This is a genomic window from Streptomyces sp. NBC_00090 (assembly GCF_045160815.1).
Classification (GTDB): Bacteria; Actinomycetota; Actinomycetes; order Streptomycetales; family Streptomycetaceae; genus Streptomyces.
In genome coordinates this window covers 1,958,703-1,978,354 of sequence record NZ_CP108224.1, presented here as the reverse complement: position 1 = coordinate 1,978,354, position 19,652 = coordinate 1,958,703, and the positions used below count along the sequence as shown (strand labels likewise).

Below are 19,652 nucleotides of genomic sequence, written 5' to 3'. Positions count from 1 at the left end.
GATACGAATCTGCTTCCGGAATTCCGGCGGCGGGAACGACTGTATGAGCTTCGACCGGCCTTGCGAATAACGGCCGGGTCACGCAATTAATAATCACCGCGATGTTCTGACGGCGGCAAAAAGGAACGACGGCCAGGCATTCCACTGAAAGGAATGCCTGGCCGTCGTTCCGGGATTCTGCCGCGCTGGCGGCGTATTCGACTATTCGGTGGCGGCCCGCAGCAGGATGTCCTCGTATACCTTCGGGTCGTCCGAGGCGATCACCGGCCAGCCGATGCCGTAGGCGCCCTCCCAGCCCACGTCGATGCCGGGGTTGGCGTGGTCGGAGCCGTCGGGCAGGAACAGGTGCGGGCTGCAGTTCACCAGGTCGGTACGCGACAGGGCGGCCTGGTCCGAGAGCGCCCGGCGGGCCCGCCCGTCGTCCAGCGCCTCGGCGAGCGCGTCGACGTCGACCGCACCGGTCTCCGCGGCCACGTCCAGGATCACCTTGCGGTGGCTGATGGTGCGCGACTCCGCCCAGAAGGCCCGGCGGAGCCCCAGGTCGAGCTGTTCCGAGGCGGCCAGGCTCTGCTCCTTCGCGGCGAGGACCGCCTCCAGGGCGGGCAGTGTCGTCGAGGGGTAGAGCCAGTCCTTGGCCTGCCACAGCTGCCAGCCCGCGGCCGGCTCCAGGCTGGCCATCCGGGCGACCTCGCTGTCCGTGCCGGGGCGCGGGCTCGGGGCGTCGTTCAGCAGTTCCAGCGGGAAGGCGCGCAGGTCGAAGGAGACCTGCTCCTCCAGGCCAAGTCGGGTCCGGGTGGCGTGCAGCCGGTGGATGGCGATGTGCGCGAAGGAACACCAGATGTCGGAGAAGACGGTGACGATTCCGCGCGGCGGGGTCGGTACGGCGGGGGTCGGTCCAGCGGTGGTCGGGTCGGCGGTGGTCGGGTCGGACATGGTTCTCCTCGGTTCGGTACGCGGGCCGAGCGCGGGGCTCAGCCCGTGGGGGCCTCGTGCGCGTCGAGCGCCGCCTCGAGGTCGAGGTCGGCGTCGGGCAGCCAGGCGGGCAGGGAGGGGATGCGGGCCATCGCCTCGAAGAGCCGCGGTACGGCGTCCTCGCGGACGGTCGGTCCGTGGGCGCTCAGCAGCCGCGCGGGACGCAGCGCGGCCAGTTCGCGCACGGGTCGGAGGAACTTCGCCTCGTCGACCAGCGCGGTCCACGGGGCTATCGCCCGGTTCAGGACGTCGAACCCGTGGAAGAATTCCGTCTCGGAAAGATCGGCGAAGTCCGGGGTGATTTCTTCGACCACGGTCCCGAAGCTGTCGGAGCTGTAGAGAGTGCCGTCGGAATGGTCGAACACGGCGAGTGTCCCGGGTGAATCGAAAGTGGGCGGCCGGTGAAAACTCAACTCCCGGTCGCCGATTTTCACGCGGCTGCCCGGGTTGGCCGTCACCACCCGGTCCTGCGGAATGCCGAACTCTTCGGATATTCGCGTGAGCGATATCGCGTTGGTCAGCACCTTCGCGCGCGGCGCGGCCTCCAGGACACGGGCCAGGGCCCCGGTGTGGTCGCGGTCGTCATGGGTGACGACGACCCACCGCAGCTCGGCCGGGTCGATCAGCGACCAGAGGGATTCGAGGAACCCCTCCCGGTCGACGGGCATCCCGGTGTCCACGAGGAACGGCCGGCTGGACCGTACGAGGAAGGCGTTGACCGCCTGGTCGCCGAGTCCGGGTATGGGCAGCGCCGAGGGGAGGACGTGGATGTCCGGCCCGGCGGAGTAGGACGCTTTCATGACACACCTTTCATGACGCGCCGATGGGCCCCGGGCCCCCGGGCGGGGACCCGGGGGAGGAGGGGCGACCCCGGTCAGACGAGCTGGATGGTCAGGGAGCCGGCGATCAGCAGGACGAGACCCAGGGCGCGCGGCTTCGTCAGGGAGCGCTGCGGGAGCTTGAACAGACCCTTGTGGTCGATCAGCGCCGAGGTGAGCTGCTGCCCCGTCACGGTGAGCGCGATGGTCACCGCCGCGCCGATGGTGGGCATGAGCAGGAAGGTGCCGGTGACGTAGGCGGCGGCGCACGCGCCACCGAGCCAGCCCCACCAGGGCATCTTCTTCAGCGGGGCGATCTTGGGCTTCGGGGTGCGCCGGGTCGTGTAGAGCACGAGCAGGACGACGGCGATCGTGAAGGTCGCCACCGCGAAGCTGATCACGGCGACGGTGATGGGCTCCTTGAGCTGGGCACGCAGCTGGGCGTTGATCGCGCCCTGGATCGGCAGGACGGCGCCGGCGAGGATGCCGAGGGCGAGCCAGCCCACGCGGCCGGCGCTCGACATCTTGGGGGCGCCGGGAGGGGCGGCCGCCTTCATGCCCCGGATGATCACGACGATGCCCGCGAGCACGGCGAGGGCGCCGAGGACGATCCCGGCGTTCAGGTCCTGCCGCTCGAGGCCGAGGAGACCGAAGAGGTCGAGCGCGAGCGAGGCGAACATCTGGCCGGTGACGAAGAGCCCGACGGCGGCGAGGGCGCCGAGCCGTGGGAAGAGCAGGATGCCGCTGGTGATGTAGAGCGGACTGGCCAGTCCGCCGAGCAGCTGCCAGGCCTCCACGTCGGGCAGTTTGCCGAGGGCGCCGAGTGCTCCGGCCGCCACCGCGAGCACGGTGAGCAGACCGGTCGCGACGCCGAGCTGGATGGTCGAGGCGCCGTACGGGGTGCCGACGGCCGCGTTGAGCTGGAGGTTCACCGAGGCCTGGACGGCCAGGAGGCAGCCGACCAGCAGGGCCGCGGCGAGGAGCGCGGTGTGCATCTGGATCTCCCTGGGGCGGGATGGCGAGCGGGTAAGTGGACACTGAGTCCGTTTAGCATCCCACGCGGCACGGCAAACGGACAAGGTGTCCACTTAGCCCCGGGGGAAGTAAGGTCTGGTCCATGAGCGAGGACGAGCAGCGAGGTCGTGGAGCCTCCTCCGTGCACCGGGTCGGCGGGCTCCTCGGCGATCTTCAGGCGGCGGACGAACAGCCGGTCGCGCCGCGTAGACGCGCGGACGCGGAGCGGAACCGTGCCCAGATCCTGGCCGCCGCCGAGCAGCTCTTCGCCGAACAGGACCCGCGGACGATCACCATGGACCGGATCGCCAAGGCGGCCGGCGTGGGCCGAGCCACGCTCTACCGGAGCTTCCCGGACCCGTCCTCGGTCGCCGTCGCGCTCCTCGACGAGCACGAGCGCCGGCTCCAGGGCCAGCTCATCTACGGTCCGCCGCCGCTGGGGCCCGGCGCGCCGGCGGGGGAGCGCCTCGCCGCGTTCTACCTGGCCATGCTCGACCTGCTGGAGCGTCATCTGCCGCTGGCGCTGGGCGCGGAGACCGGGCCCGCGCGCTTCAGGACGGGTGCCTATGGATTCTGGCGCGTGCACGTCCGGACGCTGCTCGTCGACCACGGGGTCGAGGATCCGGACCCGCTGATCGACATCGCGCTCAGTCCGCTCTCACCCGAGCTCTTCCGGTTCCAGCGGCACGAACTGGGCCTGTCGACCGAGCGCATCGGCCGGTCGCTGGCGGCCTTCGCCCGCCAGTTGCTGCACTCCGGGCGTGGGGACTGACGGTGTGACGCGCCGGCGGTGCCTAGGGCGCCGCGGGAGAGGCGCCGGGCTCCGGGGCCGGGGCGGCCGTACTCGTCGACGTGGTCGAGACGGTGGCCGAGGCGGTGGACGAGGCCGCGGCGGAAGCGGGGGTCGGGAAGGTCGTCGGCGCCGGGAAAGCGTTCGGGGGAGGGGCCGTCACCTTGGCCGTGGCGGCGGCCGTGGCAGCGGCTGTGGCAGCGGCCGTGGGGGCGGTCGTCGCCGTGGCCCTCCGGGACCGCCGGGGGGCCGGGTGGACGAGGCCCGGCAGGATCAACTCCCATATCCGGCGCAGGCGTTCCTCGGCCGGGCCTTGCAGGGCGCCGGTCTCGGCCGCCCAGGTGTCGTCGTCGGCCGCCGCGCTCGGCGAACGCATCTCGATCTCCACCCCGGTGATCACGTAGCCGATCAGGGCCGCCACCGCTGTCGCGTCGACCCCGGGCCGTAACGCCTGTTGGGCGGCCGCGTACCGGGCCAGCCGGGCCACCTCGCGCCGCCAGGGGCAGTCCCGGGAGCGTACGGGGCAGTCGGCCCCCATCTCGCGCGCCAGACGCTCGCCGGCCCGCGCCGAGTAGTCGGTCTCGAAGAGCCGGATCAGCGCGTGCGTGGTGATCACCAGCTTGTCGATCGCGGTGCCGCCCACGCCCTCCGCGGAGAGGCAGGCCGACTCGACCGTGATCCGGGTGACGGCCCGCCCCCGCCCCCGGACGGCGGTCGCCAGGTCGGCCTTGGTCGCGAAGTGGAAGACGAGGGCGCCGGTGGTCACCCTGGCCTCGTTGGCGATCCTGGCGAGCGACGCACGCTCGTAGCCGAGTCCGTCGAAGACCCGCGCGGCCGCCGACAGGATCTCCTGTCTCGTCCGTTCCGCCCTCTGCTGAATCGCCATGAGCTCCCCCGTGGGCTCTCGAGAAGGTGCCGGATCGTGATGTTCCGGCTCGCGACTGTGACCGACTCGAAACTATCCGGCCGGGCGACGGCGAAACGTCCCCACGAACACCTCCGGCCGGAAACGGGGCTTGACGGACATCTCCCGTCCAGGTCGCGGGCGGGCAAGGGCCGGAACCGGACCGGGATGTGACCGGAACCGCCGCGTACGGATGTCAGGTGGATTCGGCCGTTCCGGGGGCGACGGCCACCCGCGGCCGCGAGCGGGACACGGCCACGCCCGCGAGACACAGCGCGCCCCCGGCGAGCGTGAGCGGACCGGGCAGCTCGCCGAGGAGGAGCCAGGCGAGGAGGACGACGAGGGCGGGTACGGCGTACGTCGTCGCGCCCATCCGGCCCGCGGTCGTACGGGCCAGGGCGTAGGCCCAGGTGGTGAAGGCGAGCGCGGTCGGGAACACCCCCAGGTAGACCATGTTGAGGGTCGCCGACAGCGGGGCCCGGCCCGCCTCCTCGATCAGCTGCCCGGCGAAGGGCAGACAGGCCACCGCGCCCACCAGGCACCCGAAGGTCGTCACCTGGAGCGCGCTGCCGTGCGCGAGCGCCGGCTTCTGGGCCACGACCCCGCCCGCGTACGCCACGGCCGCGAGCAGGCAGAGCAGCACGCCGAGCAGGGAGGCGTGCCCGCCGGAGGTCCCGTCGGAGCCGGAGCCGCCGGACATCGAGAGGCCCACCGCGACGGCGCCCGCGAAGGAGACCGCCATGCCCGCGATCAGCCGGGGCGGCAGCGACTCCTTCAGGAACCTCGCCCCGAGCAGCGCGATCAGGATCGGCCCGACGTTCACCACCATCGCCGCCGTGCCCGCGTCGACCTCCTGCTCGCCCCAGTTGAGGACCACCATGTAGACCCCGAACCAGAGCAGCCCCGAGATCAGGATCCCCCGCCAGGCGGCCCGGGGTGGCAGCCCCTCCCGCCGTATCAGGAGGACGCATCCGAGGACGAGGGCCCCGGCGAGCAGTCGCCCGAGGGCGAGCGCACCGGGGGAGTAGGCGGCCCCGGCGCTGCGGATGGAGACGAAGGCCGAGGCCCACAGGACGACGGTGACGCCGGCGGCGGCGAGCGCGAGGCGCGAGGTTCGGGTCTGCATGGGTCGACCGTAGGGTGCGGACGCTTCGGCGCTCACCGCAATATCGCGGGACGGCTCGCAGCGGGCGTCACGGGTCGGGCGCCGGGTTGCGCGGCGCGGACATCACGGGACGGCTCGGCGCGGACATCGCGGGACGGCTTGGCGCGGGCAAGGCGGTTACCGCAGGGCCGCCGGGGCGATGCCCAGGGACGCGTACAGCGCGGATTCACCCTCCGCCGTCACCTTCACGGCCCGCTCGGACCCGATCCGTACGCACCAGCCGGTGTCCAGCGCGTGCCGGCAGAGCGCGGCGCCCGCGACCCCCGCGAGGTGCGGCCGGCGCTCGGTCCAGTCGAGGCAGCCGCGCGCGACGGGCCGCCGTCCCTTGCGTACGAGGGCGATGCCCAGCTCGTCGAACCACGCCACGCCCCGGTCCGTGAGGGCGAAGCCGGTGTCCTGGCGCAGCAGTCCGCGGACGGTCATCGCCTCGGTGATCGCGATGCCGAGCCGTCCGGCGAGATGGTCGTAGCAGGTCCGCCCCCGGGCCATCGCCCGCCCGGCGCTCGCGGCCCGCAGCGAGCGCGGGGCCGCGGGCGCCTCGGGCTCGGACCGGGCCGCCAGGTCCTCGACGAGATGCGCGATCCCGGGGTCGGCCAGGCGGACGTACCGGTGTCTGCCCTGCCGTTCCTCCGTGAGGACCCGGCCGGCCACGAGCTTCCCGAGGTGCTCGCTCGCGGTGGACGGAGCCACCCCGGCGTGCCGAGCGAGCTCCCCGGCGGTCCAGGCCCGTCCGTCGAGCAGGGCGAGCAGGAAAGCGGCGCGGCTCTCGTCCGCGAAGAGCGCCGCGAGCGCGGCGAGATCACTGGCTGCCATGGCCCCAGGGTCCCGCACTCATCCTTCGGCGGTGACCGAACCGTCGGCGACCGGTCCACCGGTGACCGAGCTCTCGGCGACCGGTCCGCCGACACCCGGTCCGCCCGTGACCGAGCTCTCGGCGACCGGTCCGCCGGCGACCGAACCCTCGTACTGGATCCGCAGCCCGTCGAGCAGCGCCCGCAGGCCGGTCTCGAAGGCGCGCTCGTCCACCTTCTGGCGGTGCTCGGCGAGGAGGTGGGCCTGGCCGAGGTGGGGGTAGTCGGCCGGGTCGTAGGCCGTCTCGTCGTCGACGAAGCCGCGGGCGAAGGAGCCGAGGGCGGAGCCCGTGACGAAGTACCGCATCAGCGCGCCGATGGAGGTGGCCTGGGCCGGCGGCCAGCCCGCGCGGACCATCGCGCCGAAGACCGCGTCGGCGACGCGCAGGCCGGCCGGGCGGCGGCCGGGGCCCTGGGCGAGGACGGGGACGATGTGGGGGTGGTCGGCGAGGGCCGCGCGGTAGGAGACGGCCCAGTCGTGCAGCGCCGTGCGCCAGTCGCGCCCGTCGGTCTCCTCGAACATCGACAGGTCGATCTTCGCGCTCACCGCGTCCGCGATCGCGTCGAGGATCTCGTCCTTCGTGCGGAAGTGGTTGTAGAGCGAGGGGCCGCTCACTCCGAGCTCGGCCGCGAGCCGGCGGGTGGAGAGCGCGCCGAGCCCCTCCGCGTCCACGAGCGCGCCCGCCGTCTCGACGATGCGGTCTCGGCTGAGCAGGGGCTTGCGCGGTCGGGCCATGGCGCACATAGTAGGCCTGCGCAGAGAAAACTAGCAGTGGTAATTAAATGGACGGGCGAGGTGGCACGGTGGATCTGGCGCTGAGTGAGGAGCAGGAAGCCGTACGGCGGCTCGCCGAGGACTTCGTCGCACGCGAGGTCGCCCCGCACGCCGTCGCGTGGGACCGCGCCGAGGAGGTGGACCGGTCCCTCGTGAAGAAGCTCGGCGCCGTCGGCTTCCTCGGGCTCACCATCCCGGAGGAGTACGGGGGTTCGGGCGGCGACCACCTCGCGTACTGCCTCGTCACCGAGGAGCTCGGACGCGGCGACTCCTCCGTGCGCGGCATCGTCTCCGTCTCCCTCGGCCTGGTCGCCAAGACGATCGCCGGCTGGGGCAGCGAGGAGCAGAAGCGGGCGTGGCTGCCCCGGCTCGCCTCCGGCGAGGCGCTCGGCTGCTTCGGCCTCACCGAGCCGGGCACCGGCTCCGACGCCGGAAACCTGACCACCCGCGCGGTGCGCGACCCCGATGCCGACGAGTACGTCGTCAGCGGCACCAAGATGTTCATCACCAACGGCACGTGGGCCGATGTCGTCCTGCTCTTCGCCCGCACCAATGACACCCCGGGCCACAAGGGCGTCTCCGCCTTCCTCGTCCCCACGGACACCCCCGGCCTCACCCGCCGCGCCGTTCACGGCAAGCTCGGCCTGCGCGGCCAGGCCACCGCCGAACTGGTCCTGGAGGACGTCCGCGTCCCGGCCTCCGCGATGCTCGGCCCCGAGGGCAAGGGCTTCACCGTCGCCATGTCCGCCCTCGCCAAGGGCCGCATGTCCGTCGCCGCGGGCTGTGTCGGCATCGCCCAGGCCGCGCTCGACGCCGCCGTGCGCTACGCGGGGGAGCGCGAGCAGTTCGGAAAGCCCATCGCCTCGTACCAGCTCGTGCAGGAGCTGATCAGCGACATCGCCGTCGACGTGGACGCGGCCCGGCTGCTCACCTGGCGGGTCGCCGACCTGATCGACCGGGGCCAGGACTTCGCCACCGCCGCTTCCAAGGCGAAGCTGTACGCCTCCGAGGCCGCCGTCCGCGCGGCGAACAACGCCCTCCAGGTCTTCGGCGGCTACGGCTACATCGACGAGTACCCGGTCGGCAAACTGCTGCGGGACGCCCGGGTCATGACGCTGTACGAGGGCACCAGCCAGATCCAGAAGCTCATCATCGGGCGGGCGCTCACGGGGGTCTCGGCCTTCTGACGTCTGAGTACCCCCCTGAGTACACGGACGGATGTGGCACCGGCCACATCCGTCCGATGCTGTCCTCATGAGCGACACACCGGTCAAGCAGCAGAACACCGCCGCCTACTACACGCAGGCCGTCATCTCCTTCGGCGTCGCCGGCGCGGCGGTGGCCATCGGGGTCTACCAGCTGGAGGCCAGCGCCTGGGTGCGGGCCTTCCTCGCCGTCTCGGTCCTCTACCTCACGACCTCGGCCTTCACCCTCGCCAAGGTCGTCCGCGACCGGCAGGAGGCCGGCCAGATCGTCAGCCGGGTCGACCAGGCCCGCCTGGAGAAGATCCTCGCCGAGCACGACCCCTTCCAGAAGCTCTGACCCACCGGTCTCCGGACCTTCGGGCTCTAAGCGCTTGCTCACCCTCGTTGATATGGTGTTCGTCCTGACGGGGTCCGAGAAGGAGTGTGCGATGAGCGCGGCGGAGGAGACGCCCGGGGGCGAGGACATGCCCTGGGGCGAGGTCACGCCCGAGGCGGCCCGGCGACTGCTGGTGGCCGCCGTCGAGGCGTTCGCCGAGCGCGGGTACCACGCCACCACCACCCGGGACATCGCGGGCCGTGCCGGCATGAGCCCGGCCGCGCTCTACATCCACTACAAGACCAAGGAAGAGCTGCTCCACCGGATCAGCCGGATCGGTCACGACAAGGCCCTGGAGATCCTCCGGGCCGCGGCCGACGGCGACGGCACGGCCGCCGAGCGCCTCGCCGACGCGGTGCACTCCTTCGTCCGCTGGCACGCCGAGCGGCACACGACCGCGCGGGTCGTCCAGTATGAGCTGGACGCCCTCGGCCCCGAGCACCGCGCCGAGATCGTGGAGCTGCGCCGGCAGTCCGACGCGGCGGTGCGCCGGATCATCGACGAGGGAGTGGCGGCCGGCGAGTTCGTGGTGCCGGACGTGCCCGGCACCACGGTCGCGGTGCTCTCGCTCTGCATCGACGTCTCGCGCTGGTTCAACACACAGGGCCGCCGGACACCCGACGAGGTCGGCGCGCTCTACGCCGACCTCGTCCTCAGGATGGTCGGAGTCGTCCGGATCCCCTGATCCGCCGGACGCTTTCGGCGGGCTCAGGAGGGCGTCGGACACTTCCGCGGGCTCAGGAGGGCGTCGGGACACCCCCGCGGGCTCAGAAGAAGTAGCGGGAGACCGACTCCGCGAAGCAGACGGGCTTGTCGGCGCCCTCGCGCTCCACGGTCACCGCCGCCGTCACCTGCACGCCGCCGCCCGCCTCCTCGACCTTCGTCAGGACGGCCGTGGCGCGCAGCCGCGAGCCGACCGGCACGGGGGACGGGAACCGGACCTTCTCGGTGCCGTAGTTGAGGCCCATCTTCATGCCCTCGACCCGCAGGACCTGCGGAACGAACAGGGGCAGCAGCGACAGGGTCAGATAGCCGTGCGCGATCGTCGTGCCGAACGGGCCGTCGGCGGCGCGCTCCGGGTCGACGTGGATCCACTGGTGGTCGCCGGTGGCCTCGGCGAAGAGATCGATGCGCTTCTGGTCGATCTCCAGCCACTCGCTGTACCCCAGCTGCTCGCCGACCCCCGCGCGCAACTCGTCGGCGGAGGTGAAGATCCTCGGCTCGGCCATGTCCCTGCTCCCTTGTGTCGCTGTCCCTCTGGTCGGCTCACTCCGGCGCTTTCTAAGCGCTTGCTCAGCATTGTGGCGCGGGTGGTCTCCTGTCAACGGACGTCCGGGGTCGACGGATGGACGGCGCCGGTCCTGAACCGTCCCGTAGGGTTCGGGGAGTGCCGCAGATTCCAGAGAAGATCCACGAGCTCACCGTCGGCCAGCTCTCCGCCCGTAGCGGGGCCGCCGTCTCCGCCCTGCACTTCTACGAGGCGAAGGGGCTCATCAGCAGCAGCCGCACGACGGGCAACCAGCGCCGCTACGGCCGTGACACCCTGCGCCGGGTCGCCTTCGTCCGGGCCGCGCAGCGGGTCGGCATCCCCCTCGCCACCATCCGGGACGCGCTGGCCCGGCTCCCCGAGGAGCGCACCCCCACCAACGAGGACTGGGCCCTGCTCTCGGCGGCCTGGCGGACCGAACTCGACGAGCGCATCAAGCAGTTGGGCCGGCTCCGCGACCACCTGACGGACTGCATCGGCTGCGGCTGCCTCTCCCTGGAGACCTGCGTGCTCTCCAACCCCGACGACGTCTTCGGCGAGCAGATGGCGGGCTCCCGCCTGCTGCCGGTGCGCAAGTCCGCCGAGGACTGAGGACCGAGGGGTCGAGGCCTGAGGGGTCGAGGGCTGAGGATCGAGGGCTGACGGCTACGAGGCGAGCACCGCCTCCGCGCCCGTCGCCACCGCCTCCGTCACCGCCCCCGCGCCCGCCGCCACCGCGAGGGCCGCGGCCTCCGCCGGCGACTCGGGCGACAGCGGCACCCCGGCCGCCTCCCCGGGCCCCGGGACCCGTTGAGACGCACCTGGAGCACGGGAGACCGCGCGGACGCGCAAGGTCCGGTCCCCCCGGGCATCACGCCGCCGGAGCCAGCGGCCGGCGCAGTTCCCCGCGGGCGCGGGCCAGCGCGCCCGACGTGAGCACCGCGCGCGGGACGCCCACGCCGCAGTCCCCGCAGACCGGGCCGAGCCACGGCTCGTACGTGTCGCCCGACCCCGCCCGCCATTGGATCCGCGGTCCCGCGCACACCGGGCACCGCTCGCCGGGGCCGTCCTCCAGAGCGGTGATCAGCCGCCGCAGCACCTCGGGCAGCGGGTCGGAGGGATGCACGGCCGGGTCGCCGCACCGCACGACCCCGTTGCCGCCCCAGACCCGCCGGTGCCAGTCGTCGAGCGCGCCGGGCCGGCGCAGCCCGTCGTGCTTCTCGCGCCGCCGCCGCGCGGCGAACCGCTCCTCGTACGCGAGCCACACGGCCCGCGCCTCCTCCAGCTCGTCGAGCGCGGCCACCAGCCGCCCCGGGTCGAGCTCCCGGTCCTCGGGACCGAACCTGTGCCGGCGGCACAGATGGTCCCAGGTCGCCCGGTGCCCGTACGGCGCGAACCGCTCCAGGCACTTGCGCAGTGAGTACCTGCGCAGCGCCGTGTCGCACCCGGGATCGCGCACCTGTCTCGCGAGACTCCGGAAACCGGCCATCTCTCGCCACCTCCGTCGCTGGTCCTTCCGCGGTATCAGAGGGACGAACGAGTGGCCCGCGATGTTCCATCGAAAATCGGATGGCAGCCATCAACGGGGTCGGAGGGACCCCCGACACGCGGCGGAACCAACGCGTCCGGTGTGGTTCACCCGCGGCCCGCCCGGGCCGCCGACACCACCACCCGGGCCAGCTCGGGCCGGAGGATGTCGCTGTGCGAGCGGACCACGTCCGCCGCGTCCACGCTCACGCACCCCGACCCCGGCACCCCTTCGCGCAGCACCGCGGCCAGAGTCCGCTCCACCGTCCCCGGCACCGCCTGGACGCCGTCGTGCCCGATCGCGCCCCAGCGCGGGTCCCCGGCGCCGAGCAGACCGGCGAGCGGACCGCCGAGCGGCCTGCCGCCCGGCCCCGCGACCGGACCGGCGAGCGACTCGGAGTCGCCCGCGAGCCGGGAGGCCAGCGGGTACATCACCCCGAGCGCCGTGTCGTGCCGGGAGTAGCAGGCCACCACCGGGCCGCGCACCCGGTGCTGCGCGTCCCTCAGCGCGCCGGACCGCCGGGGGTCGTGCGGCAGCCGGGCGGCGAAGGCGTAGTGCGAGAAGGCGCCCTGGAGGAGGGTCACGGAGGTCACGGGCCGCGCCCCCGCCGGCAGCCCCCGCAGCGCGTAGGCGACGAGCCGGGCGCCCATGCTGTGCCCCACGAGGTGGACGCGCAGCCCCGGGGCGCTCCGGGCGACCTCGCCGAGCAGCGGCCCGAGCCCGAGCTCGCCGACCCGTCCGGCCCGCCGCTTCATCACGTAGTACGTGGCCTGCCGCAGTGCCTCCCGGGCTCCCTTCCAGTACCGCTTCAGCCCCTCCCCGAAGCCCTCGGCCGGCACGGAGCCGCCGGTCGACTCCACCGCCTCGGTGAACAGGGCGCACATCTCCACCGGGTCCGCGACCAGGAACGCTGGCACCGGCTCCGCGGAGGCCCCGGCGAGAACCGCCTCCCCGTCCAGGTCCCCACTCCCGTCCCCGTACGCGCTCCCGTCCCCGTCCGCACCCCCACCCCCGTCCGCGGCCCCGTGCACGTCCGTCAGCTCCCTCAGCAGCGACCCGAACTCGATGAACGCGGCCTCGTCCGGCGGCGCGAGCGCCAGCAGCTCGGTGAGCCGCCCGAGGACCGGCTCCTTCTCGGGGAGGATCGTCACCAGCGCCCGGTAGTCGGGGACCGGCTCGTCCGTGAACATCATCGACGGCCAGATCACCCCCGCGTACCCGGCCTCGACCCCCGGCCCGAACAGACCGGGGAAGGGGGCGAAGAAGTCCGAGCAGAGGCGGGTGGCGCCGGACGGGGAGCTGTTCCATCCGTGCGCCAGCAGCACCAGGTCCGTCACCCCCTGCCGGGCGAGCGCGGCGAGGGCCGCGGACTGCCCGGGCGGCCCGTCGCCGTCCTTGTCGAAGGTGATCTCCCGGTACGGCTCCACACTCATCCCGGTCACGGCCCGACCGTCCCTCCACGTCGAGGTGGCCGCCGCGCCGAGGCGCGCGGGTGCGCGGGCGGCGGCTCCATGGCGAGCATGCCCGCGCGCGGACCCGTCCAGACGTGGCGGGGCGGCCCTCCTGGCGTACCGTCAGCGCAGCCGCGCCGCCGAGACCCGCGGGAAGTGGATCAGCAGGTCGTACGAGGCCGGGAGCCGTACGGGCACGATGTCGCCCGGCCAGGGGTACGCGGTCCCGATGTGCCGGGCCCGCCGGGGCGCGTCGAGCCAGTCGCGCGCCGCCCCGGTCGTCCGCCGCAGGTCCAGGTAGAAGGCGCCGGGGGAGACCCGGTCCAGGGTGTGGGCGTGGCTGTCCGGGCCGAGAGGGCCGACGGTGAAGGCCCTTAGCGGCTCGCCGGGGGCCTCGGTGTCGTGCGCGTTGAACGAGCCCTGCCCGAAGGAGGCGCCGACGCTCACGTAGTCCCGGCCGAGGGCGTCCCGCAGGAAGGCGCCCTGGATGCGCGGGTACTGGTCCGGCTTCGGCGTCACGTACCCGACGTGCCCGTTGTGCGCGGAGAGCACGATCCGGTCGCCGGTCTGCCGCTGCCACCACACGGTGTTCTCCGCCATGACGCGGTCCCGGTAGAGCATCGCCGCGGCGGCCCCCGCCTCCGTCAGGTCGTGGGCGAACTCGGTGCCGACCTGGGCGACGGCACGCGCGTGCTGGACGGCCCAGGTGTGCGCCTCCCGCGCCCCCGGGTCCTCGCCCGGCCGCTGCCGCTCCAGGAGGGCGAGGGCCCGGTTCACGTCGTCGGCCATCCGCTGCCGCTCGGGGCGCGGCTTGGCCATGTACGCCTTCATCCAGGACTCGACCTCGCCCGAGGGCCGCGAGTCCCGGTACAGCTCCCGGAAGCGGGGGAGGAGCGCGGGGCGGGTGCGGGCCACGTACGAGGTGACGGCGTCGAAGAGGTTCGGTCCCGCGTACCCGAGGTCGGTCCCCAGGAAGCGGACCGGGCGACGGGGGTGAAGCCCGTTGTACTTCCGCATCCACCGGAAGAGGTCGAGGTACTCCTCGGTGTTCCAGAGGCGGTACGACTCCTGGAACTCGTCCCGCATGATCGCCCGGATGTCGCCCCGCCCGGTGCGGACCCACTCGTCGACGAGCAGTCCCGTGGACCAGTTGGCCTCCAGGGCGAAGGTGGTGAAGCCCCGCCGCTCCACGAGGTGTTCGAAGATCCGGTGCTTGGCCGCGAAGAACTCCGCCGAGCTGTGGGTGGCCTCGCCGATGCCGACGACCTTCGCCGAGCCGATCATCCGGTCGAGCGCGCTCAGGTCGGTCAGGGGGTGGGCGGTGCGGGCGAGTTCGCGTGCGGGGTCGGGGGCCGGCCGGCCGGTCGCCCCGGCGGCGGGTGCCAGGGCGCCGAGGGAGGCGGCGACGAGCACTCCGACGAGGGCCGACCTGGCGCGGGCGGAGCGGCGTCGTAAGGAGAGGTTCATGGGGCCAGCCTGGTCGGCGGGCCGCCCGCGGGGACATCCCGCCGGCCCCCCTGTCGGCAGGGGGGTCAACCCCCGTCAGCGGTAGAGCAGATACTCCTCGCGTACCGCCCGGAAGGCCGTCAGGCCGGTCTCCCACGCCCCGACGACCTCGTCGGTGTCCGCGCCCGCGTCGATCAGCGTCCGCACCCCGGTCGAGCCGGTCAGCTTGTCGATCCAGTGGTCCGCCCGCCAGGCGAAGCCCGACCACGACCGCCGGGCGGTGACCAGGAGCCCGATCCCGGTCCGTACCGGGTCGAAGGAGTCGCGGTCGTGGACGTGCAGCTGCACCCCGCCCACGGTCTTCCCCTGGAACTTGGAGAAGGTCGGGGCGAAGTACGCCTCGCGGAAGCGGACTCCGGGCAGGCCGAGGGCGTTCGCCGTCTCCGCCCACCGCCGGTCGATCCCCTCGGCGCCGAGCAGTTCGAAGGGGCGGGTCGTGCCCCGGCCCTCGGAGAGGTTCGTCCCCTCGAAGAGGCAGGTGCCCGAGTAGACGAGCGCGGTGTCGGGCGTCGGCATGTTCGGGCTCGGCGGCACCCAGGGCAGCCCGGTCGCGTCGAAGAGCTCCGTGCGCCGCCACCCCGTCATGCGGACGGTCTCCAGGGCCACGGGCGCGGCCAGGAACTCCGCGTTGAAGAGCAGGGCCAGCTCGGCCACCGTCATGCCGTGCGCCTGCGCGATCGGCTCGCGCCCGACGAAGGTCGCGAAGGCCCGGTCGAGGACGGGGCCGAGCGCCGCCCGTCCGGTCACCGGGTTCGGCCGGTCGAGGACGACGAACCGCTTCCCGGCGAGAGCGGCGGCCACCATGCAGTCGTACAGCGTCCAGATGTACGTGTAGAAGCGCGCGCCGACGTCCTGGATGTCGAAGACGACCGTGTCGACGCCGGAGGCCGTGAAGACGTCCGCCAGCGGCTGCCCGCTCTTCAGGTACGTGTCGTAGACGGGCAGCCCGGTCGCCGGGTCGTCGTACCGCCCCTCGGAGCCGCCCGCCTGTGCGGTGCCCCGGAAGCCGTGCTCGGGGCCGAAGACGGCGACCAGGTCCACCCGTTCGTCGGCGTGCATCACGTCCACGACGTGCCGGGCGTCCGCGGTGATCCCGGTCGGGTTGGTGACGACACCGACCCGCTCGCCGGCCAGCAGGGCGTACCCGTCCGCCGCGAGGCGCTCGAAGCCGGTACGCACCCGGTGGCGCCCGGCGGCGGGTGCGGCCGAGGCGGTGGGCGCGGTGGCGGACACCGCGCCCACCGAGCCGAGGGCGCCCCCGGCGGCCAGCAGACTCCGTCGCGACAGGCTCATGCGGAAACCTCCTCGATCGCCGTCCCCGGCCGGGGCGCGTGACATGGGCACGCACGCTAGCGCTCCTGACCGCCCCGGGGAACGAGGCGTGCGGACCGACTCTTCCCTCACGACATACCGACCGGTTAGTCTGCCGTCATCGTCATCGTCATCGTCGTCATCACCGTCCCGGTGAGGTTCGGAGAGGTGGGTTCATCCATGAGCGCGGACGTGAGTGCCGTTGAGGGCGCCGGCGTGGTCGTCACGGGAGCGGGCGGCGGGATCGGCGCGGCCCTCGCCCGCCGCTTCGCCGCCGAAGGGGCCCGGGTCGTCGTCAACGACCTCGACCCCGTCCGTACCAAGGCCGTCGCCGAGGAGATCGGCGCCATCGCCGTCCCGGGCGACGCCTCCGCCGTCGTGGAAGAGGCCCGCGAGGCCCTCGGCGGCACCGTCGACATCTGGTGCGCCAACGCCGGACTCTCCTCGCCCGGCGACGCCTTCGCCGACGAGGACGTCTGGGCCGCCGCCTGGGACGTCAACGTCATGGCCCACGTCCGCGCGGCCCGCGCCCTGCTCCCCGACTGGCTGGAGCGCGGCACCGGCCGCTTCGTCTCCACGGTCTCCGCCGCCGGACTGCTCACCATGATCGGCGCGGCCCCGTACAGCGTCTCCAAGCACGGGGCCTACGCCTTCTCCGAGTGGCTCTCCCTCACCTACCGGCACCGCGGCCTCAAGGTCCACGCCATCTGCCCGCAGGGCGTCCGTACGGACATGCTGACCGCCGCCGGATCGGCCGGCGAGCTCGTCCTCACCCCCACCGCCATCGAGCCCGAGGACGTCGCCGACGCCCTCCTCGACGCCATCGACGCCGACCGGTTCCTCGTCCTGCCCCACCCCGAGGTCGCCGCCTACTACCGCAACCGCGCCACCGACCCCGAGCGCTGGCTCGGCACCATGAACCACGTCCAGCGCACCTGGGAGACGGGCACCCGATAAGAGGGCCCCGGCGGATGGGAAGATCTAGGGACGGGGACTATGGTCCCCGGACCAGGAACGATCACGGTGGAAGGCGGCGGAGCATGGCCAGGACGACGGACGGGGGCGGCACACCCGTCCCACAGAGGCTCCTCGCCGCCGCCACCCGGCTCTTCGCGGAGCAGGGCTACGACCGCACCTCCGTCCAGGAGATCGTCGAGGCGGCCGGGGTCACCAAGGGTGCCCTGTACCACTACTTCGGCTCCAAGGAGGACCTCCTCCAGGAGGTCTACTCCCGGGTCCTGCGCCTCCAGCAGGAGCGGCTCGACGGCTACGCGGACGCCGACGCGCCCGTCGAGGAGCGGCTGCGCGCCGCGGCCGCCGACGTCGTCGTCACCACCATCGAGAACCTCGACGACGCCGCCATCTTCTTCCGCTCCATGCACCACCTCAGCCCGGAGAAGAACAAGCAGGTCCGCTCCGAACGGCGCCGCTACCACGAGCGGTTCCGGGCCCTCGTCGAGGAAGGGCAGCGCTCCGGGGTCTTCTCCTCGGCGACCCCCGCCGACCTGGTCGTCGACTACCACTTCGGCTCCGTGCACCACCTCTCCACCTGGTACCGCCCCGACGGCCCCCTCACCCCCGAGCAGGTCGCCGGCCACCTCGCCGACCTCCTGCTCCGAGCCCTCCGCCCCTGACAGCCCCTCGGGGTATCACTGGGCCCGTGAACGGGGTCGCGGCCGGCCACGGGCCGGACGGACACCACCGGCTGGCCTCCCTGAGCGCCGACGCCAGGTCCGCCAAGGGCTGGCACCTCGGGCCGCCGCCCGTGGACGGGGAGTCCGTCGACGATCCCGTGACGCGCGTCCGGGCCGGGTACAGCTCCGGCCGGCCCGTCGTGGTCGTCCAGGACGCCGACGGCGCGCGTCTCCTGGACGGCGCGAGCGGCGCCGTACTGGACCGCACGGAGGAGCGGGACGACGGTCCGGCCGTCGACGTCCACCCGGGTGCCCCGGTCCTCCTCCGGGACCGGCCCGGGAAGAGGAAGTGGAAGCGGAAGCGGCAGCCGGTCGGGGGGCGGTTCCGGGCGAGTGGGCCGCCCATCCCCTTTCCCGAGACGCGCGGACTGGTCGGGGCCTTCCCCGTACCGGGCACCGGAGTCCCCCGGTTCGTCGCCTGTATCGCCCCCAACGACAGGGGCAATCGCTACCTCGCCATGTACCCGGCCGACAGCCGGGTGAAGGACCCCCTGGACGCCAGACTGACCGACGTCCGCTCGGTGCGGCTCGTGCCGGACGGCGCTCGGGTCTTCGCCGCCGCGGTCGGGTACCTGCACCACGGCCGCGGCACGGTCCTGACCGCCGGTGCCGACGGCGTCCTGACGCTGTTCGCCGCCGACACCACGGAGGTCCTGCACCGGATCCACCTCGGCGGGGAGATCCTGGGCCTGGACCGGCTCGACGACGAACGGCTCTGCGTCCACACGGCGACGGGCATCGTCTGCCTGCACCTGCACCTGCACCTGCACCTGCACCTGCACCTGCGCCTGCGCCTGGGCTGAGCCCGGGGCATGCGGCCGAAGCCGGTCCTACAGGTACTTCTTCAGCTCCCGGCGCGCCAGCGACCGCTGGTGCACCTCGTCCGGCCCGTCCGCGAGCTTCACCGTCCGCGCCGCCGCCCACAGTTCGGCCAGCGGGAAGTCCTGCGAGACCCCGCCCGCCCCGTGCGTCTGAACGGCCTTGTCGATGATGTCGACGACCGCGCGCGGAGTAGCGATCTTGATGGCCTGGATCTCCGTGTGCGCGCCCCGGTTGCCGACGGTGTCCATGAGCCAGGCCGTCTTGAGGACGAGGAGCCGCAGCTGCTCGATCGTCACCCGGGCGTCGGCGATCCAGTTCTGGACGACTCCCTGCTGGGCGAGGGACTTGCCGAAGGCGGTACGGGAGACGGCGCGGCGGCACATCAGCTCGACGGCCCGCTCGGCCATGCCGATGAGCCGCATGCAGTGGTGGATGCGGCCGGGGCCGAGCCGGGCCTGGGCGATGGCGAAGCCGTCGCCCTCCTCGCGGATGAGGTGCGAGGCGGGGACGCGGACGTCGTCGAAGACCACCTCGGCGTGGCCGCCGTGGGAGTGGTCCTCGTACCCGTACACCTGCATCGCGCGCCGCACCTCGACGCCGGGGGTGTCGCGCGGCACGAGGATCATCGACTGCTGGCGGCGGAGGTCCGTCCCGTCGGGATCGGTCTTGCCCATGACGATGAAGATCCGGCAGTCGGGGTTCATCGCCCCGGAGATGTACCACTTGCGTCCGTCGACGACGTACGAGTCGCCGTCCCGCCGGATCCGGGTCTCGATGTTCGTCGCGTCGGAGGAGGCGACCTCGGGCTCGGTCATCGCGAAGGCCGAGCGGATCTCGCCCGTCAGGAGGGGCTCAAGCCACTGCTTCTTCTGCGCCTCGTCGCCGAACTGGGCGAGCAGCTCCATGTTCCCGGTGTCCGGGGCGGCGCAGTTGAGGGCGGTGGGGGCCAGGTGCGGGCTGCGGCCGGTGATCTCGGCGAGCGGCGCGTACTGGAGGTTGGTCAGCCCGGCCCCGTACTCCGCGTCCGGGAGGAAGAGGTTCCACAGGCCCTGCCGCTTGGCCTCGGCCTTGAGCTCCTCGACCACCGCCGGGGTGTCCCAGGGCGAGGCGAGCAGGGCGCGCTGCTCCTCGGCGACGGTCTCGGCCGGGTACACGTGCTCGTCCATGAAGGCGAGAAGCCTCGCGCGGAGCTCCTCGGTGCGTGCGTCGTAGGCGAAGTCCATG

The 19,652-nt window shown here is 73.1% G+C and carries 21 protein-coding genes; 8 read left to right on the top strand and 13 right to left on the bottom strand.

Annotation, left to right across the window (positions count from 1 at the left end):
• Positions 1-201: 201 nt before the first annotated feature.
• From OG361_RS08695 to OG361_RS08685, 3 genes are all read right to left on the bottom strand, one after another.
• The gene (locus tag OG361_RS08695; RefSeq protein WP_405852759.1) at positions 202-933 is read right to left on the bottom strand and encodes a DsbA family protein; all 732 of its coding nucleotides are present in this window, start codon (positions 931-933) and stop codon (positions 202-204) included.
• A gap of 38 nt (positions 934-971) precedes the next feature.
• Entirely contained in the window at positions 972-1,772 is an 801-nt protein-coding gene (locus OG361_RS08690; RefSeq protein ID WP_405852758.1) for an MBL fold metallo-hydrolase, read from the bottom strand.
• Between the two features lie 74 nt (positions 1,773-1,846).
• Positions 1,847-2,785, bottom strand: a complete 939-nt coding sequence (locus tag OG361_RS08685) for a DMT family transporter (RefSeq protein WP_384560911.1) — start codon at positions 2,783-2,785, stop codon at positions 1,847-1,849.
• 122 nt (positions 2,786-2,907) lie between these two features.
• Here OG361_RS08685 and OG361_RS08680 point away from each other — a divergent pair, with 122 nt between their 5' ends.
• The gene (locus OG361_RS08680; protein WP_405852757.1) at positions 2,908-3,576 is read left to right on the top strand and encodes a TetR/AcrR family transcriptional regulator; all 669 of its coding nucleotides are present in this window, start codon (positions 2,908-2,910) and stop codon (positions 3,574-3,576) included.
• Positions 3,577-3,598: 22 nt separating this feature from the next.
• Here OG361_RS08680 and OG361_RS08675 read toward each other — a convergent pair whose 3' ends face one another.
• The 4 genes from OG361_RS08675 to OG361_RS08660 all read right to left on the bottom strand — a co-directional run bounded on the left by OG361_RS08675 (position 3,599) and on the right by OG361_RS08660 (position 7,250).
• Positions 3,599-4,480 (bottom strand): TetR family transcriptional regulator, encoded by an 882-nt coding sequence (locus OG361_RS08675; protein ID WP_405852756.1) that lies wholly within the window; start codon positions 4,478-4,480, stop codon positions 3,599-3,601.
• 214 nt (positions 4,481-4,694) lie between these two features.
• Positions 4,695-5,624 carry a DMT family transporter gene (locus OG361_RS08670; protein WP_384560916.1) on the bottom strand — a complete coding sequence of 310 codons (930 nt, stop codon included), beginning with the start codon at positions 5,622-5,624 and terminating at the stop codon, positions 4,695-4,697.
• 156 nt (positions 5,625-5,780) lie between these two features.
• Entirely contained in the window at positions 5,781-6,476 is a 696-nt protein-coding gene (locus OG361_RS08665) for an ArsR/SmtB family transcription factor (RefSeq protein WP_405852755.1), read from the bottom strand.
• 18 nt (positions 6,477-6,494) lie between these two features.
• Complete coding sequence (locus OG361_RS08660; RefSeq protein ID WP_405852754.1) at positions 6,495-7,250, bottom strand: TetR/AcrR family transcriptional regulator; 756 nt, start codon at positions 7,248-7,250, stop codon at positions 6,495-6,497.
• A 68-nt stretch (positions 7,251-7,318) separates the two neighbouring features.
• On the opposite strand from OG361_RS08660, the gene OG361_RS08655 reads away from it, so the two are divergent.
• The 3 genes from OG361_RS08655 (at position 7,319) to OG361_RS08645 (ending at position 9,555) form a co-directional block, all read left to right on the top strand.
• On the top strand, positions 7,319-8,476 hold the full coding sequence (locus OG361_RS08655; protein ID WP_405852753.1) for an acyl-CoA dehydrogenase family protein: 1,158 nt from the start codon (positions 7,319-7,321) through the stop codon (positions 8,474-8,476).
• Between the two features lie 67 nt (positions 8,477-8,543).
• A complete protein-coding gene (locus tag OG361_RS08650) occupies positions 8,544-8,831 on the top strand; it encodes a YiaA/YiaB family inner membrane protein (protein ID WP_405852752.1) in 288 nt (95 codons plus the stop codon).
• 91 nt (positions 8,832-8,922) lie between these two features.
• On the top strand, positions 8,923-9,555 hold the full coding sequence (locus tag OG361_RS08645) for a TetR/AcrR family transcriptional regulator (RefSeq protein WP_405852751.1): 633 nt from the start codon (positions 8,923-8,925) through the stop codon (positions 9,553-9,555).
• 82 nt (positions 9,556-9,637) lie between these two features.
• Here OG361_RS08645 and OG361_RS08640 read toward each other — a convergent pair whose 3' ends face one another.
• The gene (locus OG361_RS08640) at positions 9,638-10,099 is read right to left on the bottom strand and encodes a MaoC family dehydratase (protein ID WP_384560927.1); all 462 of its coding nucleotides are present in this window, start codon (positions 10,097-10,099) and stop codon (positions 9,638-9,640) included.
• A gap of 158 nt (positions 10,100-10,257) precedes the next feature.
• Here OG361_RS08640 and soxR point away from each other — a divergent pair, with 158 nt between their 5' ends.
• Complete coding sequence (gene soxR / locus OG361_RS08635) at positions 10,258-10,728, top strand: redox-sensitive transcriptional activator SoxR (RefSeq protein ID WP_384560929.1); 471 nt, start codon at positions 10,258-10,260, stop codon at positions 10,726-10,728.
• Positions 10,729-10,987: 259 nt separating this feature from the next.
• Here soxR and OG361_RS08630 read toward each other — a convergent pair whose 3' ends face one another.
• The 4 genes from OG361_RS08630 to OG361_RS08615 all read right to left on the bottom strand — a co-directional run bounded on the left by OG361_RS08630 (position 10,988) and on the right by OG361_RS08615 (position 15,894).
• Positions 10,988-11,605, bottom strand: coding sequence for a hypothetical protein (locus OG361_RS08630; RefSeq protein ID WP_384560933.1), 618 nt, complete (start codon positions 11,603-11,605; stop codon positions 10,988-10,990).
• A 146-nt stretch (positions 11,606-11,751) separates the two neighbouring features.
• Positions 11,752-13,077 (bottom strand): serine-threonine protein kinase, encoded by a 1,326-nt coding sequence (locus OG361_RS08625; protein ID WP_405862152.1) that lies wholly within the window; start codon positions 13,075-13,077, stop codon positions 11,752-11,754.
• Positions 13,078-13,218: 141 nt separating this feature from the next.
• Entirely contained in the window at positions 13,219-14,562 is a 1,344-nt protein-coding gene (locus OG361_RS08620) for an erythromycin esterase family protein (RefSeq protein ID WP_405852750.1), read from the bottom strand.
• Positions 14,563-14,637: 75 nt separating this feature from the next.
• Positions 14,638-15,894, bottom strand: coding sequence for an exo-beta-N-acetylmuramidase NamZ domain-containing protein (locus OG361_RS08615; RefSeq protein WP_405852749.1), 1,257 nt, complete (start codon positions 15,892-15,894; stop codon positions 14,638-14,640).
• Between the two features lie 198 nt (positions 15,895-16,092).
• Between OG361_RS08615 and OG361_RS08610 the strand changes: the two genes are divergently transcribed.
• The 3 genes from OG361_RS08610 to OG361_RS08600 all read left to right on the top strand — a co-directional run bounded on the left by OG361_RS08610 (position 16,093) and on the right by OG361_RS08600 (position 18,409).
• On the top strand, positions 16,093-16,869 hold the full coding sequence (locus OG361_RS08610) for an SDR family oxidoreductase (protein WP_405852748.1): 777 nt from the start codon (positions 16,093-16,095) through the stop codon (positions 16,867-16,869).
• A gap of 83 nt (positions 16,870-16,952) precedes the next feature.
• Positions 16,953-17,546 carry a TetR/AcrR family transcriptional regulator gene (locus OG361_RS08605; RefSeq protein ID WP_405852747.1) on the top strand — a complete coding sequence of 198 codons (594 nt, stop codon included), beginning with the start codon at positions 16,953-16,955 and terminating at the stop codon, positions 17,544-17,546.
• 26 nt (positions 17,547-17,572) lie between these two features.
• Positions 17,573-18,409, top strand: a complete 837-nt coding sequence (locus OG361_RS08600) for a hypothetical protein (RefSeq protein ID WP_405852746.1) — start codon at positions 17,573-17,575, stop codon at positions 18,407-18,409.
• A 27-nt stretch (positions 18,410-18,436) separates the two neighbouring features.
• On the opposite strand, the gene OG361_RS08595 is transcribed toward OG361_RS08600, so the two are convergent.
• Positions 18,437-19,651, bottom strand: a complete 1,215-nt coding sequence (locus OG361_RS08595; RefSeq protein WP_405852745.1) for an acyl-CoA dehydrogenase family protein — start codon at positions 19,649-19,651, stop codon at positions 18,437-18,439.
• Between the last annotated feature and the right edge of the window lies 1 nt (position 19,652).

Bases quoted from the DNA above. Each gene is read 5' to 3' on its own strand.
- OG361_RS08670 (WP_384560916.1), bottom strand. From the start codon at position 5,624: ATGCAGACCCGAACCTCGCGCCTCGCGCTCGCCGCCGCCGGCGTCACC.
- OG361_RS08665 (WP_405852755.1), bottom strand. From the start codon at position 6,476: ATGGCAGCCAGTGATCTCGCCGCGCTCGCGGCGCTCTTCGCGGACGAG.
- OG361_RS08620 (WP_405852750.1), bottom strand. From the start codon at position 14,562: ATGAACCTCTCCTTACGACGCCGCTCCGCCCGCGCCAGGTCGGCCCTC.
- OG361_RS08595 (WP_405852745.1), bottom strand. From the start codon at position 19,651: ATGGACTTCGCCTACGACGCACGCACCGAGGAGCTCCGCGCGAGGCTT.
- OG361_RS08650 (WP_405852752.1), top strand. From the start codon at position 8,544: ATGAGCGACACACCGGTCAAGCAGCAGAACACCGCCGCCTACTACACG.
- OG361_RS08645 (WP_405852751.1), top strand. From the start codon at position 8,923: ATGAGCGCGGCGGAGGAGACGCCCGGGGGCGAGGACATGCCCTGGGGC.
- OG361_RS08690 (WP_405852758.1), bottom strand. From the start codon at position 1,772: ATGAAAGCGTCCTACTCCGCCGGGCCGGACATCCACGTCCTCCCCTCG.
- OG361_RS08615 (WP_405852749.1), bottom strand. From the start codon at position 15,894: ATGAGCCTGTCGCGACGGAGTCTGCTGGCCGCCGGGGGCGCCCTCGGC.
- OG361_RS08695 (WP_405852759.1), bottom strand. From the start codon at position 933: ATGTCCGACCCGACCACCGCCGACCCGACCACCGCTGGACCGACCCCC.
- OG361_RS08660 (WP_405852754.1), bottom strand. From the start codon at position 7,250: ATGGCCCGACCGCGCAAGCCCCTGCTCAGCCGAGACCGCATCGTCGAG.
- OG361_RS08625 (WP_405862152.1), bottom strand. From the start codon at position 13,077: ATGAGTGTGGAGCCGTACCGGGAGATCACCTTCGACAAGGACGGCGAC.
- OG361_RS08610 (WP_405852748.1), top strand. From the start codon at position 16,093: ATGAGCGCGGACGTGAGTGCCGTTGAGGGCGCCGGCGTGGTCGTCACG.
- OG361_RS08630 (WP_384560933.1), bottom strand. From the start codon at position 11,605: ATGGCCGGTTTCCGGAGTCTCGCGAGACAGGTGCGCGATCCCGGGTGC.
- OG361_RS08680 (WP_405852757.1), top strand. From the start codon at position 2,908: ATGAGCGAGGACGAGCAGCGAGGTCGTGGAGCCTCCTCCGTGCACCGG.
- OG361_RS08675 (WP_405852756.1), bottom strand. From the start codon at position 4,480: ATGGCGATTCAGCAGAGGGCGGAACGGACGAGACAGGAGATCCTGTCG.
- OG361_RS08685 (WP_384560911.1), bottom strand. From the start codon at position 2,785: ATGCACACCGCGCTCCTCGCCGCGGCCCTGCTGGTCGGCTGCCTCCTG.
- OG361_RS08640 (WP_384560927.1), bottom strand. From the start codon at position 10,099: ATGGCCGAGCCGAGGATCTTCACCTCCGCCGACGAGTTGCGCGCGGGG.
- OG361_RS08605 (WP_405852747.1), top strand. From the start codon at position 16,953: ATGGCCAGGACGACGGACGGGGGCGGCACACCCGTCCCACAGAGGCTC.